Annotated in this window: 16 protein-coding genes; 2 read left to right on the forward strand and 14 right to left on the reverse strand. The window is 62.0% G+C overall.

Features of this window, described 5'->3' with window-relative positions:
- Positions 1-103: 103 nt before the first annotated feature.
- From J5J10_RS19490 to J5J10_RS19530, 9 genes are all read right to left on the reverse strand, one after another.
- Positions 104-985, reverse strand: coding sequence for an intradiol ring-cleavage dioxygenase (locus tag J5J10_RS19490; RefSeq protein WP_211931362.1), 882 nt, complete (start codon positions 983-985; stop codon positions 104-106).
- A gap of 9 nt (positions 986-994) precedes the next feature.
- Positions 995-2,749 carry an FAD-dependent monooxygenase gene (locus tag J5J10_RS19495; RefSeq protein WP_211931363.1) on the reverse strand — a complete coding sequence of 585 codons (1,755 nt, stop codon included), beginning with the start codon at positions 2,747-2,749 and terminating at the stop codon, positions 995-997.
- Entirely contained in the window at positions 2,742-3,857 is a 1,116-nt protein-coding gene (locus J5J10_RS19500; protein ID WP_211931364.1) for a branched-chain amino acid ABC transporter permease, read from the reverse strand. The genes J5J10_RS19495 and J5J10_RS19500 overlap by 8 nt, the downstream gene beginning before the upstream one ends.
- 7 nt (positions 3,858-3,864) lie before the next feature.
- Positions 3,865-4,728, reverse strand: a complete 864-nt coding sequence (locus J5J10_RS19505; RefSeq protein ID WP_102018749.1) for a branched-chain amino acid ABC transporter permease — start codon at positions 4,726-4,728, stop codon at positions 3,865-3,867.
- On the reverse strand, positions 4,715-5,434 hold the full coding sequence (locus J5J10_RS19510) for an ABC transporter ATP-binding protein (protein ID WP_211931365.1): 720 nt from the start codon (positions 5,432-5,434) through the stop codon (positions 4,715-4,717). The genes J5J10_RS19505 and J5J10_RS19510 overlap by 14 nt, the downstream gene beginning before the upstream one ends.
- A 3-nt stretch (positions 5,435-5,437) precedes the next feature.
- Positions 5,438-6,157: an ABC transporter ATP-binding protein gene (locus tag J5J10_RS19515; RefSeq protein WP_211931366.1), complete on the reverse strand. Its 720-nt coding sequence runs from the start codon at positions 6,155-6,157 to the stop codon at positions 5,438-5,440.
- Positions 6,158-6,226: 69 nt separating this feature from the next.
- Complete coding sequence (locus tag J5J10_RS19520) at positions 6,227-7,507, reverse strand: ABC transporter substrate-binding protein (protein WP_211931367.1); 1,281 nt, start codon at positions 7,505-7,507, stop codon at positions 6,227-6,229.
- A gap of 61 nt (positions 7,508-7,568) precedes the next feature.
- On the reverse strand, positions 7,569-8,624 hold the full coding sequence (locus J5J10_RS19525; RefSeq protein ID WP_211931368.1) for a maleylacetate reductase: 1,056 nt from the start codon (positions 8,622-8,624) through the stop codon (positions 7,569-7,571).
- On the reverse strand, positions 8,621-9,493 hold the full coding sequence (locus J5J10_RS19530) for a dioxygenase (protein WP_211931369.1): 873 nt from the start codon (positions 9,491-9,493) through the stop codon (positions 8,621-8,623). The genes J5J10_RS19525 and J5J10_RS19530 overlap by 4 nt, the downstream gene beginning before the upstream one ends.
- A gap of 98 nt (positions 9,494-9,591) precedes the next feature.
- Between J5J10_RS19530 and J5J10_RS19535 the strand changes: the two genes are divergently transcribed.
- Positions 9,592-10,542: a LysR family transcriptional regulator gene (locus tag J5J10_RS19535; protein WP_211931370.1), complete on the forward strand. Its 951-nt coding sequence runs from the start codon at positions 9,592-9,594 to the stop codon at positions 10,540-10,542.
- Positions 10,543-10,641: 99 nt separating this feature from the next.
- Entirely contained in the window at positions 10,642-11,778 is a 1,137-nt protein-coding gene (gene solA / locus J5J10_RS19540) for an N-methyl-L-tryptophan oxidase (protein WP_211931371.1), read from the forward strand.
- A gap of 61 nt (positions 11,779-11,839) precedes the next feature.
- On the opposite strand, the gene J5J10_RS19545 is transcribed toward solA, so the two are convergent.
- The 5 genes from J5J10_RS19545 to J5J10_RS19565 all read right to left on the reverse strand — a co-directional run bounded on the left by J5J10_RS19545 (position 11,840) and on the right by J5J10_RS19565 (position 16,902).
- The gene (locus tag J5J10_RS19545; protein WP_211931372.1) at positions 11,840-12,778 is read right to left on the reverse strand and encodes a dihydrodipicolinate synthase family protein; all 939 of its coding nucleotides are present in this window, start codon (positions 12,776-12,778) and stop codon (positions 11,840-11,842) included.
- A 150-nt stretch (positions 12,779-12,928) separates the two neighbouring features.
- Positions 12,929-13,624 (reverse strand): GntR family transcriptional regulator, encoded by a 696-nt coding sequence (locus J5J10_RS19550; protein ID WP_211931373.1) that lies wholly within the window; start codon positions 13,622-13,624, stop codon positions 12,929-12,931.
- A gap of 113 nt (positions 13,625-13,737) precedes the next feature.
- Positions 13,738-14,976 (reverse strand): glycosyltransferase, encoded by a 1,239-nt coding sequence (locus J5J10_RS19555; protein WP_211931374.1) that lies wholly within the window; start codon positions 14,974-14,976, stop codon positions 13,738-13,740.
- Positions 14,973-16,049, reverse strand: coding sequence for a radical SAM protein (locus tag J5J10_RS19560; protein ID WP_211931375.1), 1,077 nt, complete (start codon positions 16,047-16,049; stop codon positions 14,973-14,975). Before J5J10_RS19560 ends, J5J10_RS19555 begins: the two co-directional genes overlap by 4 nt.
- Positions 16,021-16,902 carry an NAD(P)-dependent oxidoreductase gene (locus J5J10_RS19565; RefSeq protein ID WP_211931376.1) on the reverse strand — a complete coding sequence of 294 codons (882 nt, stop codon included), beginning with the start codon at positions 16,900-16,902 and terminating at the stop codon, positions 16,021-16,023. The genes J5J10_RS19560 and J5J10_RS19565 overlap by 29 nt, the downstream gene beginning before the upstream one ends.
- Positions 16,903-16,989 lie beyond the last annotated feature (87 nt).

Consider the following 16,989-nt stretch of genomic DNA (forward strand, 5'->3'; position numbering starts at 1 on the left):
CCGGCTAAGATCTCATCCTCGGCCCGGTGGTCGAGGATTTTTTCGTGTCCGGTCGTCAGCGATCAGCGGATGCTCGGGATAGGGCGGTGCCGGACTGCGGATTTCAGTCCTTACGAACCAGCACGAAGTCGTGTTTCACTTCCCAAAACTCTTCGGTAAAGCCGTAGGCGGCGGCGCGCTGCGGGTCTTTTCGACGGTCGAATTTCGCCAGCAGGCTTTCCTTGACGCCGAAGACGGCATCCGAATGGATATACCGATCGTCCGGATCGAAGATGTGGGTGACCAGCGAATCGTATCCCTCTGCCTTGATGATGTAGTGCAGATGGGCTGGCCGGTAGGGGTGGCGACCCAGCTTGCCGAGCAACTGGCCGACCGGGCCGTCGTCAGGGATCGGGTAGAATTTCGGCTTCACTGCGCGGAACCAGTAATGCCCATCCGGCCCGGTGCGGAAGACGCCGCGAAGGTTGAAGTCGGGCTGGATACCCTTCTGCTGGACATCGTAGAAGCCCTCGTCATTGGCCTGCCACACATCGATCACGGCACCCGCGATCGGCTTGCCCTCTGTGTCGAGGATGCGGCCCTCGATCACCATGTCCTCGCCCTTGGAATCCAGGCAGATATTGGCGCCCATCGGCAATTCGGGGGCATCGGCCACATGGAAGGGGCCGAGCACCGTGCTTTCCGAAGCACCCGAGGGTTTACGATTGTTGACCGCGTCCACCAGCATGGAGACGCCAAGCACGTCTGACAGCAGGATGAATTCCTGCCGCCATTCATTGCACATCTGGCCGGTGCGGGTGAGGAAGAGGATCGCCTCCATCCACTCGTCCTGCGTCGGCTCCAGTTCCTTGACCGCCTCGTGCAGTTTGCGGGTGATGACTTCCATCACCTGCTTCAGCCGCTCGTCCTTGGCGTTGGCGTTGCGGCCAGTGACGACTTCAACGGAGGTCTCCTCGGTGAAATAGCCCTTTTCATGCGCTTCCATGATTGATCCTCACCGGTCGAGAATGGTTTTCAGGACGCGCCGCAGCTCGCCTTCGGGGTCCTTAACGGCGGCTGCCGCGCGCCAGGCGACGTGATGGTCCGGACGGACGAGTAGTGCACCGGAATCGCGGATCTCGCGGGCGCGGGCCCAGTCGCCGGAGAAGTCCTGCCAGGTCTGGCGGGGGCCGATCTTGTGGACCGTGATCGGCAGGCCGAACTCCTTCGACAGGGACTTGGCGGCCGCCACCCAGCCATCGCCGCCGATGCCGGTCAGAACGGTGAAGACCCCATGGCCGGTCAGGTCGAGGCTCGAAACCTTCTCGCCTTCAGGCCCGAAGAGCCAGACATGCGGCAGGCGGGCGCCGGGCCAGGTGGTCGGCTGGTAGTGCAGTTCGGCATCCTTCTCGAAGGCCGGTTCCGGCTGGCCATCGGTGACGACGGCGTCGGACTTGTAGCGCTGGTTCATCTCGACTCCATGGGCGTCGAATTCGTAGACCTTGTGGGCAATCGCCTGGCGGATCGCCTCACGCTGCTTCTCCGCATCTGATGTGTCGTTGCAGCGGGCATCCATGTTTTCCTGCATCTTCACCGGGTCGACGGAATCGAGCAGGCCGAGCGCCTTGAAGATCGGGCCGAATTCCTCGATCGACTTGTTGGCGCGGGTGACGATCTGCTTGGCGACCGGTGCGCGTTCGGCCTGGTAACTGTCGAGCAGGCCCATGCCGGCCTGGCCGCGGATGACGGCGGCGAGCTTCCAGGCAAGATTGAAGGCATCCTGGATCGAGGTGTTGGATCCGAGACCGTTCGAAGGCGGATGGCGGTGGGTGGCGTCACCCATGCAAAAGACGCGGCCGTTCGACATTGATGTTGCGTACATGTTGTTGACTGTCCAGGTGGAGACCGACTTGATCTTCGGCTGCAGGTCCTGGACACCGACGAGATCGCGCACGACCTTGGTGGCGAAGGTTTCGTCGACGGCGGGTGCCGGCTGGTTGATGTCGTAACCCCAGACGATCAACCACTCGTTCCACGGGCGGACCATGCGGACGAGGCCCATGCCGATGCCGCCGACATCAGCGCCCGGCTGCAGGACCCAGTAGAGCACCGAGGGACGGTGGGCGACGTAGCGAGAGAGGTCGCATTCGAACAGGATGTTCATCGAGCCGGCGACACCCATCTTGCCTTCGAAGGTGAGGCCGGCATGTTCGGCAACCTTGGAGTTGCCGCCATCGGCGCCGACCAGGAATTTCGAGCGCACGGTGAATTGCTTGCCGGTCAGGCGGTCAAGGCAAGTGGTGGTGACGCCGTCGGCATCCTGCACATGGCTCACATATTCCGTCGACATGCGTGACTGCGCGCCGCGCGAACAGGCCGTCTTGAAGAGCAGCGGCTCCATATAGGTCTGTGGCAGGTCGTTCATCCGGCCGGGCGAGGACAGGAGATGTTCGGCGCGCGAGAGCGGATGGTTACCCCAGCTTTGCATGCGGCCGATCTCTTCGCCGGCGACCGCCGTGCAGAAGACGTTCTGGCCCATCAGGTCCTGTTCGGTCGCGAACATATAGGCTTCGTCCTCGACGTCGCGGCCGAGATCGCGCAGAACCTCCATCGTGCGCTGGTTGGTGATGTGGGCGCGCGGGGTGTTGGCAAGCCAGCGGTAGCGGTTGATGACCATGGGCTCGAGGCCGTAGCTTGCGAGCAAGGCTGCCGTCGCGGAGCCGGCCGGCCCGGTGCCGATGATCAGGACGTCGGTGGTGATGTCAGCCATGTGGCCCTCCCTTTGTCGTTTGTTCAAGCGATCCGCCCCTCAAGGTGCGGCGGACCGGAAAGAGTTCGATGCCGGTGCGGTCGGTGATCAGGCCCCAGATCCCGCGTGGCGCAAACAGCATGGTGATGATGGCAATCGCCCCGAGCAGCAGCAGGTACCAGGACCCGTAGCTCGACAGCGCATTCTGCATCAGGAAGAAGATGATGACGCCGACGATCGGCCCTTCGATGGTGCCAATGCCGCCGATGATGACGATGAACAGCACATAGGCCGTCCAGTCGGTGAGCGAGAAGGCAGCGTCGGGTGAGATACGGGCCTTCTGCAGATAGATGATCGCGCCGACGATGCCGGTGATGAACGCGGTCGAGAGATAGATCACGAGCTTCAGTCGGAGGGCATCGACTCCGAGAGCACGGGCTGCCGTCTCGTTGTCGCGAACGGCGGCAAGGCCCAGACCCTGCTTGGAGCGCAGCAGGCGGTAGACGAACCAGATCGTCAGGACGAGCACGATCAGTGCCAGCCAGAAGGCGACGGCATCGGCGGCAGTTGCAGCCCGCATGCCGAACCAGTCTTCCAGCAGCGCCACGCCGAACATGTCGCGCGTTGCCTCGCGCGGGAGCGACGTACCAGTGCCGCCGCCAAGCGCCTTCCACTGGGCAAAGAGCAGCCGGCCCACTTCGGCGATGACCCAGGTGCCGATGGCGAAATACGGACCGTAGAGGCGGAAGGCGAAGAACGCCGTCGGTATCGAGACCAGCACTGCGAAGAGGCCGGCCAGCGGGATGGCCAGGATCGGGTCGAGGCCGAGAAGGATCACGAAGCCGAAGAGGGCATAGGCACCGCAGCCGACGAAGAGCTGCTGGCCGACGGAAATCAGCCCGGCATAACCGGCCAGCAGGTTCCAGCTCTGCGCGAGCGCCAGCATGGTGAGGATGAAGAAGAGATCCTGCACCACGCCGCGCGAGACGACGAAGGGGGCGGCTGCCAGGAGCAGCACGAAGAGGATGGCTGCGATTGAAAACAGCGATGACAGGCGGGTGCGGGTCTCCACCCGCCAGGATGGCGTCGGGCGCATGACGTTCGACAGGATTTCTCTGTTGGCGTTCATCGTCACCTCAATCGACTGCGCGGGGAAAAAGACCCCGCGGACGGAACAGCAGGACGAGCAGGAAGGCGATATGGCCCGATAGGATCTGCCATTCCGGGTTGATGGCGGCGCCGAGCGTTTGTGCGACACCCAGAATGATGCCGCCGGCAAGCGTGCCCCAGAGTGAGCCGAGGCCGCCGATGATGACCGCTTCGAAGGCGTAGATCAGGCGCGCCGGCCCGGCGGTCGGGTCGAAATTGGCACGGGTGCCAAGATAAAGCGCTGCGATGGTGACGATCACCATGGCAAGGCCGGTTGCGATGGCAAAGATCTGGTTCGGGCGGATGCCCATCAGACCTGCTGTAACAACATCGTCTGACGTTGCGCGGAATGCACGGCCAAGCGCTGTCTTGTAGATCAGCTGGTTCAGGCCGACGATGACCAGGATCGCGGAGGCGAAGGTGAGCAGTGGCATGACGCCGGCATTGATGCCGCCAAGCGAGAGCGATGCCTGTTCCAGCGCGCCTGCCGGGATGCGCTGGCTGTCGGCCGTAAAGGCTTCGAGAAGGCCATTCTGGATGACGATCGACAGCCCAAAGGTCACGAGCAGCGGCGGCAGGATGTCCTTGCCCAGTGTCCGGTTCAGCAGGTGATATTGCAGCAGGTAACCGATCCCGAACATCAGCGGACCGGCGATCAGGGCCGCCACGAAGGGATTGAGCCCCAGCGTGGAGACCAGCAGCAGGATCAGGAAGGCCGAGAAGACGATGAGGTCGCCATGGGCGAGATTGACGAGCCGCATGATGCCGAAGACGAGCGACAGACCCGCCGCGAAGAGAGCGTAAAGCCCGCCGAGCAGAATGCCCTGGAGAATGGTATCAAGCCAGTTCATGGGTTTCCGCTCCGAAATAGGCCGCGTGGATATCGGCGCGGTCGAGCTCTGCCGGACGCCCCTCAAGGGTGACCCGACCTTCCATCATGCAGTAGACACGGTCTGCGACCTGCAGCGCCTGGGCGATGTCCTGCTCGACGATGACGATGGCGGCACCCGTTTCCCGAATGCAGGGGAAGGCGGCGTAGATGTCCTTGATGACGACGGGGGCGAGGCCGAGGCTCAACTCGTCGCAGAGCAGCACTTCCGGATTAGACATTAGCGCGCGGCCGATTGCGACCATCTGCTGCTGCCCGCCGGAGAGTGCCGTCGAGGGATTGCGGCGCCGCTCTTTCAGGATTGGGAAAAGCTCGTAAACGGTTTCAAGCGACCAGGGACCGCTTACCTTTCGGCCGTGGCGACCGACGAGCAGGTTTTCCTCAACGGTCAGCGAGGGGAAAAGCCGGCGGCCTTCCGGGACCAGCGCAATGCCGCGGGCCATGACGTCGGGGGCGGCGAGCGCGCCGATCGGTTCGTTCTTATGGCGGATCGCATCCGGTTGGTTGCGCAACACGCCCGCAATGGATCGCATCAGTGTCGATTTGCCCGCACCATTGGCGCCGATCACGGCAATCGTCTCGCCGGGATGAAGGACGAGGTCGACGCCGAACAGGGCCTGGAAATCGCCATAGAAGGCGGTGAGGTTTTTCGTTTCGATGAGGCTCATGGTTCAGACCTCCATGCCCAGGTAGATTTCGCGCACTTCGCGCGAATTCATGATGGTCTGCGGGTCGCCATGGCCGATGACCCGTCCAAAGTTCAGGACGAGGATCTTCTCGGCGACGGCGTTCAAGGCATGCAACACGTGCTCGATCCAGATGATCGCCATGCCGCGCTGGTGGACCCGCTTGATCGTGGCGACCAGCTGCCGGCACTCACCTTCGGTCAGTCCGCCGGCGATTTCGTCGAGGAGCAGAAGCTTGGGCCTGGTTGCAAGGGCCCGGGCAAGTTCCAACCGTTTGCGCTCGAGCAGGGTAAGGCTGCCGGCCGGGCGGTTGGCCTTGGCGATCAGGCCCGTCTCGACCAGGATTTCGGCGCAGAACTCGGCGACGTCCGCTTCGCTGCTTTCGCTGCCGAAGGCGCCGGCGACGAGCAGGTTTTCGTAGACCGTCAGCCGTTCGAAAGGCTGGGGGATCTGGAAGGTGCGGCCCATCCCGGCGAAACAGCGCTGCATCGGCGGGACAGTGGTCACGTCGCGACCATCGAAATGAACAGTGCCCTTGGCAACGGAGAGGTTGCCGGTGATCAGGTTGAACAGCGTCGATTTGCCGGCACCGTTCGGTCCGATGACGCCAAGCGCTTCGCCGGGTTCGACGGAAAAGCCGATGTCCTCGGCGACCACGAGGGCTCCGAAGGATTTCGACACTCCATTCAATTCCAGGATCGGCATGGACACTCCTCCGTCAGGCTGGCGGCGACCCGGAACGATCGGGACGCCGCTGCCATGGGTTCACAGGGTTCAGCTGAGCGCTTCCATCTTGCCGCCGAGCGGGATGTTCGTTGCCTGGCCGTTCTCGACGACGACGAGGTCGTAGCCGCCGCCGGATTTCAGGCGCCACTGGCCGCCGACAAGCGGGGTCTTGGCGACGTTCTTCTGGGCGAAGGGCGGCAGGTTGGCGTTGTTCCAGGCGATCGGCCCGACCAGCGTGTCGAGCTTGGTTTCGCCGATGGCTTTGGCAACGGCATCGCCATCCGTCACGTCTTCCGCACGCTTCATGACGTCGACCGCCAGTTCAAAGAGCGCATGGGCAAAGCCGATCGGCTGTGTCCATGGGCGGCCGGTCGCCGTGGTGAAGGCTGTCGCAACATCGGCAGCTGTCTCGCCTGTCAGCGAAGACGTGAAGGGATGAGACGGCGTCCACCAGACTTCGGTCGAGAGGTTGTGGCCGGCATCACCCAGGGCTTCCACCGTCTGCGGGAAAAGCAGCGCCTTGCCGATCGAGGCGATCTTGGGTTTGAGCCCCTGCTGCTTCGCCTGGTTCCAGAACGTGGTGAGGTCAGGCGGGATCATCACGCCGGTGAGGATCTCGGTCTCGGCCTGCTTGAAGGCATTGATCTGGGCGGAGAAATCGTCCGTCAGGTTCTGGTAGCGGCCGGTATCGGTCAGGCCGTAGCCGAGCTTTTCGAGCACCGGCGGGAAGCCGACGACCTTGTCGCCCCAGGCATTGCCGTCGCCGTCGTTCGGGAAGAGACCGCCCACCTTTTTGTTGGTTTCGATCTGGCCCCACATGCCGGTGAAGACGGCGATGATGTCCTCAAGACCCCAGAAGAAGTGGTAGGCGTAGTTGAAGGGCTTCCAGCTGGCCGGGTCGCCGGGATTACCCTGCTGGCCTATGAACCAGGGCTGCCAGGGAGCGACCGTGGACAGGCAGGGGATCTGCTCGGCTTCGCAGGTGGTGGAGACCGGATTGGTGGTTTCCGGCGTCGAGGAGACGAGCATCAGGTTGATTTCGTCGTCGACGATCAGTTCCTTGGCGACTTCGGCGGCGCGGTTGGGGTTGGACTGGCTGTCCTTGACCACGACCTCGTAGTTCAGGCCCATCTTCTTCGTCGTCGCAAGGAAGCTGTCGATGACGAATTTGTCGGCTTCACCGAAGGCAGCAAGCGGCCCGGTCTGCGGGCTGACATAGCCGAGCTTCACGGCTGTAGACTGCGCTATCGCAGGGGCCGCAAGGCCCGAGGTCGCCAGCATGGCGCCGCCGGCTGCTGTGGTCTGCAAGAATTTGCGTCGCGTAATCATGTTTCCTCCCATCATCGTCTCTCCTCCCAAAGAGCGCGCAGCGCGCGAGATGTCTCATCGGTCAGTCGGGCCTGACGCCCTCCCAGGCCTGTTGCAGAAGTGTGCGGATCGACGTCCGATCAATCGGACGCGGGTTCCAATAGGGGTTCTCGACCGCTATATCGGCAGCGCGATCGAGATCGGCTTCAGTGAGCCCGAAATCCTTGAGCGACAGCGGCGCGCCAATCGATTTGGCGAAATCCCAGAGTCCGCCGCCTATCGAACCGCCAAACAGTTCGGCGGCTGCCCCGAGTTCTTCACTGGCGGCCTCGGCGTTGAAGGCGGCCGTGTGCGGCAGCATGACTGCATGGGTTTCGGCATGCGGCGTATCGAAGGAGCCGCCCAGCGTGTGGCAGATCTTGTGGTGCAGTGCCATGCCGACTGTGCCGAGCACGGTGCCGCAAAGCCAGGCGCCATAGAGCGCTTCCGCCCGCGCATCAGGATCACGAGGGTTCTTCAGCAGAACCGGAAGGCTATCCCTGAAGGCGCGTAAACCGTCGAGCGCCATCAGCGTCGAGACCGGGTTGCGATCCTGGGCATAGAGACCTTCGACCGCATGGGCCATGGCGTTGAGGCCGCTCGTGACGCTCATGCCGACGGGTAGGCCGAGCGTAAGATCCAGATCGTAGATGACGACTTCCGGCAGGATGCTCGCGTTTCGGACCGTGGTCTTTCGCCCGCCTTCGGTCTGGCCGAGGATCGGCGTAACTTCGGAGCCAGCATAGGTCGTGGGGATGACGACCTGCGGCAGATCGGTGCGGTAGGCAATCGCCTTGCCAAGCCCGGTGGTGGAGCCACCGCCGAGCGAGACGACGCAGTCGGCGTCCGTTTCCCTGACGACCTTCAGCGCTTTCTCCGTCAAATCGACGGGCGTGTGCATGACGGCACCGGAGAAGATGCCGACGGAGAGGCTACCAAGCCTATCGGAGAGGGCTTCCGCATCCGCCTTCTGATGGGGCGTCGACAGGACCAGCGCGCGGCGGCAGCCCAGCGCCTCAACGGCGCTGCTGACCTCGGCGCTGCGGCCGGAACCGAAGAGGATACGGGCCGGATTGCCGGCATAGGTGAAGCTCTTCATTTGCTCCTCCCAGGACGGGCACGGATCATGACGAACCGGATGTTGACGCGTGAGGCCGGCTTGCCGTCGATCAGGGTCTGCTCGAACGAATGCACCAGTTCCGGCCGAACGCCGAACAGCGCGTCTTCGCCGAGTCTCGGATCATCCGCGTCGTAGATGTGGGTGGTGATCGTCTCGAAACCCGGGGCGCGGACGACGAAATGAAGATGGGCCGGACGGTGCAGCGGATAGCCCGCCTGGGCGAACAGCCGGCCCACTGGCCCGTCACCGGGTACGCCGTAGCCGGCGGGCCGGACCGTGCGATAATGAAATTTGCCACCCTGATCCGGACGGAACAGACCCCGCAGATTGAATTCCGGCTGGAGATCCGGCTGCTGGTTCTCGTAGTAACCTTCGGCATTTGCCTGCCAGGTGATGATCTCGGCGGTCGTGATCGGCAGGCCGTCGAGATCTTCGACGCGGCCCTCGACAAGCAACGGTAAACCTGCGCCATCCAGCGAGATGGAGCTCCCCAAGGCCCGTTCCGGGGTGTCGGTCCGGAAGAAGGGACCGCGGATCGTGTTGGGGGTAGCACCCGAGGGACGGCGGGAATTGATCTCTTCGACAAGTGCAGAGGCGCCGACGAGATCGGAAAACAGCACCCATTCCTGGCGCCGTTCGTCCGATGCGTGGCCGACCTCGGTCAGGAAGTCGAGGACCTTGCGCCACTGCTCCTGGCTAGGGCGGAACTCCTTGATGAGTTCATGGACATGGCAGACCACGGCGGAGAGCAGGCGGGCGGTTGCGTCATCGGGCGTGCCGAAGCGGCTCGTGAAAGCCTCTGATGACGTCGCTTCATCGAAGGTGATGAGTTCGGCGGCCCGCGACATGCATCTCCTCCCAAATCCGCATTGCTGGTCGAGAGGAAGCTAGCAGGGCTTGCATGCAGGATTGATGATTTGTTTGGGTGACAATATAACAATCCGTTATGAAGTTCGACGAGCGACATCTGATCCAGCTGGCTGCCGTGGTCAAAACGGGCGGCGTGACCGAAGGTGCGGCCCTCCTGGGTCTCGCGCAGCCGGCGGTGTCGCGCACATTGTCGATGCTGGAAAAGAGGATTGGCGAACCGCTCTTCATCAAGGGTCGGCGCCCGCTGCAGCCGACGCCGCTCGGGATTGCGCTGGCAGAACACGGGCTTGCCATGCTGGCGGCGTCGCGCAAGGCCTCCGATCTCATGGAAAGCTTCCGGGTCGGGAAAAGCGGCTTGGTGCGTGTCGGCGGCAGTCCCTTCTTCATGGACTCACTGATCGCCGGCATGTGCGCCGAGTTCCAGGCGACCCATCCGGATGTGCGGATCGACCAGTCCTATGGCTATTTCCCGGACCTGCGCGCAGCGCTGAAGGCCGATCAGATCGATCTGGCTATCTGCCCCATCGATATTCTCGACGAAGGCTCGGGGCTTGCCTTCCAGCAGATCCTCCCTGGCCGCAATGTCATCGCATGCCGCGTGACCCATCCGCTCCTGTTGAAGCGCCGTGTGCAGCCGTCCCATCTTCTCGACTATTCCTGGGTGGCGCCGCCGCCGGGCAGCCCGCTTTTGGCCGACCTCAGAGCACTGCTCCTCTCCTTCGGAGCGACGGAAATCCGCATCCGCTATTCCGGCGGGTCGCTGGCGAGTGTCGTCAATTATCTGAAGGGTGCCGATGCGCTGACCGTCATGCCGCATAGCGTGGTCTTTGCGCAGCGCAAGGAAAAGACGATTACCGCCCTGCCGATCAACATTCCACATCCGGAGAGGGCGCTTGCCATCCTCAGGCGTGTTGATGCGCCACGGTCTCCGGCGGTCGAGCAGTTTTCATCCTTCGTGCGGTCGAGCTTCGAGAACCTCCGCCACCTGATCAAACGCCATGAAGAGGCGGTCGTCTGGGGTAGTTGATCCGGTGTACGGACATTCTGTGTCGTCGCGAGACCGTGTAAGAGTTCTACCGTGATGCAGGATGAAATTTTCACAAAACAATACGCCGGAGCTTGGTTGATGACGACGATATATGATGTTGCGGTGATTGGTCTCGGCGCTATGGGGAGCGCGGCGCTCGCCTATCTCGCCGGTCGCGGTGCCAAGGTCATCGGCATCGAGGCGAAATATCCGGCGCATGCGCTGGGTTCGTCGCATGGAGACAGCCGACTGATCCGGCTTGGCTACTTCGAAGACCCGTCGTATGTGCCACTGCTGCAACGCGCCTACGAGAACTGGCGGTCGCTGGAAACGCGGCTTGGTGCCGATATCCTAACGGTAACCGGCGTGCTGCAGATCGGGATGCCAGACAGCAAGATCGTCTCAGGCACGCTGAAATCCAGCGCACTGCACGGTCTTCCGCATCTCGTGCTCGACCAGAAATCAATGGCGGAACGGTTTCCAGCCTTCCGGCTGGATGAGGGCGAGATCGGCGTCTTCGATCCGCAGGGCGGCTATATCCGGCCGGAAGCTGCGATCATGGGCTATCTGAAGCTTGCGGCCGCCGATGGTGCCGTCATGCATTTCGGCGAGCGGGTCACGGCAGTGGAGCCGTCCGACGATGGGGTCACGATTCTTTCAAACGAAGGTCGTTATCGGGCGCGCAAGATCGTGATTGCAACCGGGGCTTGGATCGCGGAGCTGGTACCAGAGTTGCGTGGCATGGCGAACCCGATCCGCCAGGTGGTCGCCTGGTATCAGCCGAGTGACGGTTTCGTCGCGCAGCCCGAACGCATGCCGTGCTTCCTGCGCGACGAGGGTCCGGAAGGGTCTTATTTCGGATTTCCGGTGATCGGAACGGACGGCGTCAAGATCGGGCGGCATGCGCATTTCCGGGAGTCGATCGATCCCGACCTGGAGAATCCGCCGGTCAACGATGCCGACCGGGCGCTGCTCGACGGTTTCGCAAGGAAGCGGCTGCCGAGCGCGGCATCGGTGAGAATGAAATCGACCACGTGCCGTTACACCATGCTGCCGAGCGAGGATTTCCTTATCGACGCTATACCGCACCAGAAGAACGTTGTGATCTGCTCGGCCTGCTCCGGCCATGGCTTCAAGTTCACGAGCGTGGTGGGGGAAATTCTGGCCGACCTCGCGCTGGACGGCGGCACGTCGCTGCCGGTCGATGTCTTCAAGTTCGAGCGTCACGTCAGCTGAGGGTTACGCTTCAGAACGAAAAAAGGCCGCCCGTGAGCGACCTTCCGTGGTCCGGAGACAATCAGGCGGCCGGGTAGCGGGCGGCGTACCAGGTGCGGAAGAGAGTGTACTGGTTTTCCAGATGGCGGCGCTGCGACGGGCTCAGTTCGTCGGTCTCGTTGAAATGCAGCGTGTATTCGGCATCTCCGTTCAGTACCATCAGGTACTTGTAGTGAAGGACGAGGTCCGGGCCTTCGTCGTAGGTCGAGAGCACCATAAGAGCCTCCTCCAGTTCGCGCGCGTCGCGGCGGGCCTGCGGGTCACCTTTGGCGGCCTTCTCGCACAACGAGACGAGATGCAGCGCTTCCCTCGGAAGCGCATTGCCGATGCCGGTGATCGCGCCGCCGGCGCCGCAGTTGACGTAGCCATGGTAGACGCCGGTGTCGACGCCAACCATCAACGTGAGGGCGTTATCGCCAGAGGTGATGTTTTCAGCCGCATAGGTCATGTCCTCCTTGCCGCCGAATTCCTTGAAGCCAATCAGGTTCGGGAAGCTGGCGCGCAGGTCGAAGAAGAGGTCGGCGCGGGTTGCGAAGCCGTAATAGGGGCTGTTGTAGATGACCGCCGGCAGTCCGCTCGCTGCTTCGAGAATGGCGGAGAAATGAGCTTTCTGGGCACTGACCGAAGAGCCGCGCGACAGCACGCGCGGGATCACCATCAGGCCCTTTGCGCCGACCTTCGCGGCATGCGCGGCATGGCTGACGGCAGATTTCGTGTTCACCGCGCCGGTGCCGACGATAACCGGGACGCCGGCTTCCGCGAGACGGCGAACGCCTTCCTGGCGTTGTTCGTCGGTGAGCAGCGGCCAATCACCCATCGAACCGCAATAGACGACTGCGGACATGCCAAGGTCGATCAGTTCCTTGCCCTTGCGGACGAGCGCATCGAAATCCGGCGTGCGGTCGGCCTTGCACGGCGTCATGAGGGCGGGAATGCATCCCGTAAAGACTGAAGCTGTCATTTTCGCATCCTGCCACCGGCGCTGGTGTTGCCCGGCCTGTTTCAGTGGAACATGGCGCTTGGTAGCACTATGTCGAATTCTTGTCGACAAAAAAAATACAAGATTTGAGTTCGGGTCGAGTTACGCCTCTGATCCCGATCGGGGCAGCCTTCAGAGGTCGATGCGGTCTCTCGATTCTGCTGAGATGTAGGAGCGGATCTGTGTGACGATCTGGTCGGCGTGGGCAGAGGCCAGAGCGTCTGCCCTGTCGACATCATGATCGACAATCGCCGTGATGATCTCCTCATGCTCGGCGACATATTGCCGGGGCAGCATGTCGTTGAACGAAGAATAGTAGAGGCGCAGGATGCGACGGCCTTCATCCAGCAATCGAGTAAAAAGGTCGGTGTAATACCGGTTGTGACCGGCCTGCGCGATTGCCACGTGGAAATCGCGATTTGTCGCGATCATTGCGAGCACGTCCCGCTTGCCGACAGCCTGTTCAAAGGCCGCCTGTATATCGCGAAGTGCATCGATGTCGGACGGTAGGTGTCGCGCCGCGGCAAGCCGCGTTGTGACGCGGTACATGAGCGTGAGCGCGTCGAAGAATTCTGGCAGGGCGAGAAAATCGATGTTGGCAACGATCGTGGCGCGATTTGGCAGCGTTGTGATGAGCCCCTCGGCCGCGAGCCGCACCAGGGCTTCGCGTATCGGAGTGCGGGAGAGTGCGAAGCGGTCGGAAAGCTGCTGTTCGTCGAGCGGGCTGCCGGGTGCGAGCCTGAGTTCGATAATCTCGTTTCGAAGCGTCTCGTACACGGCGGAGACGCCGAAACCACGTCGATGGGTGATCTTGTCCGTTTCCGTCAATGGACGCTCCTTCTCGATCGTGCCCGCGTTGTTCTTCCTTAGCGGAATTGAGAAGGTGCGCCAAACAATAGAGCGTCGAGTGCAAACGGCGAGCGTCGGGCTACACGTCGAAATCAGCCCGAGGCGGCCGCCAGCTCCAGCAACGATTCGTCCTGCGGATAGCACGACAGAAAATGCGACAATGTTCCCTTCGATGCGCTGTCGCCGGGAGTGGGTGACACGGACTGGTCGTCGGCGAACGGGTTTCGCGTCCCCATAAACCAGTCAGCGGCGGTTGTTCCGAGAACGGCCCGGAACTCGACACGCCGCTTCTCCCGAACCAACAGTTCTCCATAGAGGCGGGCGAAGGCCGTGGCGCTATAGACGGGAAGACGTGTGGCGGCGACGTGTTCTGCGGCGTTGCGCCCGATCGCCTCTATCTCCGCCGGATTCTCACGCATCCAGCGCAGGCGTCTTGCCGCGTCGTCGGCATTTTCGGCGACGTAGCCTGTTTCACCATCGGTGACGATGGCCAGTTCCGGCGTATTGGGGAAAACCAGGGGCGCACAGCCACAGGACATCGCTTCAACGAGGGCGTTTTCGGCCGTACCGAAATGATCCTGTTTCAGCAAGTAGAGAAAGATCTGGGCTTCCTGCAGCACGGAAGCGGGGTCCGCCGCATGTCCCATAAAGCGCACGCGCTCCCGGCGTCGCATCGCGTTGGCGGCATGTATGACCTCGCCTTTGTCTTCGATGCTTCCCCATATGGCGACGGGCAACTTGCTGTCGCCAGCGTCATCGACCACCGAAAAGAAGTCCCGGCTCATTTTGCTGAAATTGACGGTGCCGAGATAGGCGACCGATCCGTCGCGTCGGGTGATGCCCTTGCGACGCTGCCTCGCGGTGAAGCCGAAGCCGCTGTTGACCACACCGATCCTGGCGCGGGACGCAGCCGGCAGGCTGGTTCTGTCCAACAGTGCGAGCGAGCATGGCGATGTGAACATGAAACGGTCCGCGATCGGCAGCAAAGCCGGCGGAATAAGCGGCGGCGTGAGGCCGGATATGTGGCACCAGATCAGCGTGCGCATGACCGGCCAGTCGTTTTCGCAGAGACAATGGTAGAGACGTGGATGGTTCCACCACTCGATCTGAACGATGTCAGCTTCTGCGGCCAGCTGCAGAATAGTCGCCTTGCTGGGGGTTATCGTCAGCGTGGCCCCGCTTTTGACGAGGCTTTCGGCGTAGCGGGTATCGCGCGGTTCCTCGAGCAGCACATAGTGGCGTCTGACGAACAGGGCGTCGGCACTGATCAGACTTGAATGCGCCTTGCCGACGCCGCCGCCGAGATGGGCGGTGATGTGGAGGATCTTCATTCTGCGGCGCTCAGGTCGGGAATCTTAAGTCCTCCGGGCGCCGGACCCACATGGCGTGCTCCGAGATGGCCCTTGAACCGGTCGAGCAGCAACGGCCGGTGGGCGTCGATGTTGTCTGGAAGGCAGTGGCTCAATTGTCCGCAATTGCCGCAAACGCTATTCTCGCGTCGGCGACCTTCGAGGTGCTGTAGGCGGAGCGCATTCATGCGGTCGGAGTTCCAAATATCTTTCATCGTCTCCTTGCGGACGTCGCCGATAACAAGCTTGCGGCCCCAGTCAAGGAAGCAGGAACTGACAAGGCCGTCGGCATTCACCGAGTAGCCATAGAAGATGTAAGGACAGGTGTCGGTGTCGCCGATCTCCTGCTGGTAGATTCCGCCCGTGATCTTCACGCCGGTATGCTTCTCGATGTCGAATTCCGGCCAGCAGGGGGCGAAATTCTCGATGAAGATGCGGTCGCAATAGTCACCGAAGGTGTCAAAGAATTCCTGCCGCTGGGCTTCGGTGATCAGTTCACCCGGAATCTTGATGGAGACCTCCATCGCGCCCTTGTTGTCGTAGAGCCACTTCACGTTCTCGACGAACGTGTCAAAGTCGAAATTGAAGCCGGTGAACTGCTGGTATTGCTCCCGCGTCATGCCGTCGACGGAGATGTTGAGCTTGTCCAAGCCGGCCTCGATGACCGGTCCCATGCGCTCGGGCGTGATGAATGTGCCGTTGGTCGTGGAATCGATGTAGTCGCAATGCCCGCTCTTCTTGGCGTAGGCGACCATGTCGGCGAAGCGTTTGTTGAGAAAAGGCTCGCCGTCCTTGTACATACGAAGGACCTTGATGGGCCTGTCGAATTCGCCGAGGTCATCGACGACCTTCTGGAACACCTCGTATTTCATCGCGCCCTGGTAGCGACCGGTTTCCGCGATCATGTCGCGATGGCCCGTCGGACAGAAGGTGCATTTGAAATTGCACGAACTTGCCGGATCGACAAAGACGATGAACGGCGTTTCCAGCGGAATCACCGTCTCCAGGGCAGTCCGGTCGTCGAGGTTAATTCTCGGCTTCAGCTGTGCTTTCATTCAGGCTCTCCAGCAGCATCGATGCACCTTCGAGATTGCAGACGCCGACGACAGCGCTCGGGTCCGAGGGGTGCGGTGCCATCGCGCCGAACTCCAGCAGGTCCCGTCTGCCGTAAGCATCCGCGATCCGTTCCGCGAAGGCGCGAATCGTGATTGGTTCACCTGAACAAATATTGATTGCGCCAGGCTGGCGCGTCTTCGCGACGCTTGCGATCATCGCGCCGGCTGTCCGCACGTCGAGGAAATCGCGAAGCTGGGTTCCGGCGGACAGGCGGGCGACCTCACCCGCCTCGATCCTGCCGCGGAGATAGGCGGCCAACCGACGAGGGTCCTCTCCTTCGCCGAAGAGATAAAAGATGCGGCACCACGAGAAGAGCGTGTCGCGCGGGGCGAACCACTCCCGCAGCATATGGTAGGTGGAAAGCTTGCAGGCGGAATAAAAGTTCGACGGCTCGACAGGCGAGGCGACGTCGAGACGATCGCCCGGCAACCGGTACTCCATGCAGGTGCCGATGCCGATGACATGGCCGACACCCGCGCGGGTGGCTCCCTCGGCCATGGCAAAAGTGCCTTCCACGCACTCCGCATTTTCCGGCGCGTCGAGATAGACGCCATGTTTAACGTACCAGGCGCTGTGGATAATAGTGTCCGCACCTCTGCACGCTTCGGCCCACCACTCCACACTTTCCCGGAAAAGATTGTCAGTCTCGACGATGTCCGACGATTGGGCGGCGAGGTGCATAGCGCTGCAGGATCTGACGACGGTTCTAACGTCGTGGCCCTGTCGAACGAGGTGACGGTGGATTTGTCGACCGACAAAGCCGGTGGCTCCGGTCAGGAGGACGGTGCTCACGGCAAGGCTCGCAAAAGGTCGTTGCTGATAAGAAACACAGGAGTTTTCATCGCGAATCCATGGATAATTCGGCCATCGTGACAGAGT

The organism is Ciceribacter sp. L1K23, assembly GCF_018122705.1.
Taxonomy (GTDB): Bacteria; Pseudomonadota; Alphaproteobacteria; order Rhizobiales; family Rhizobiaceae; genus Allorhizobium.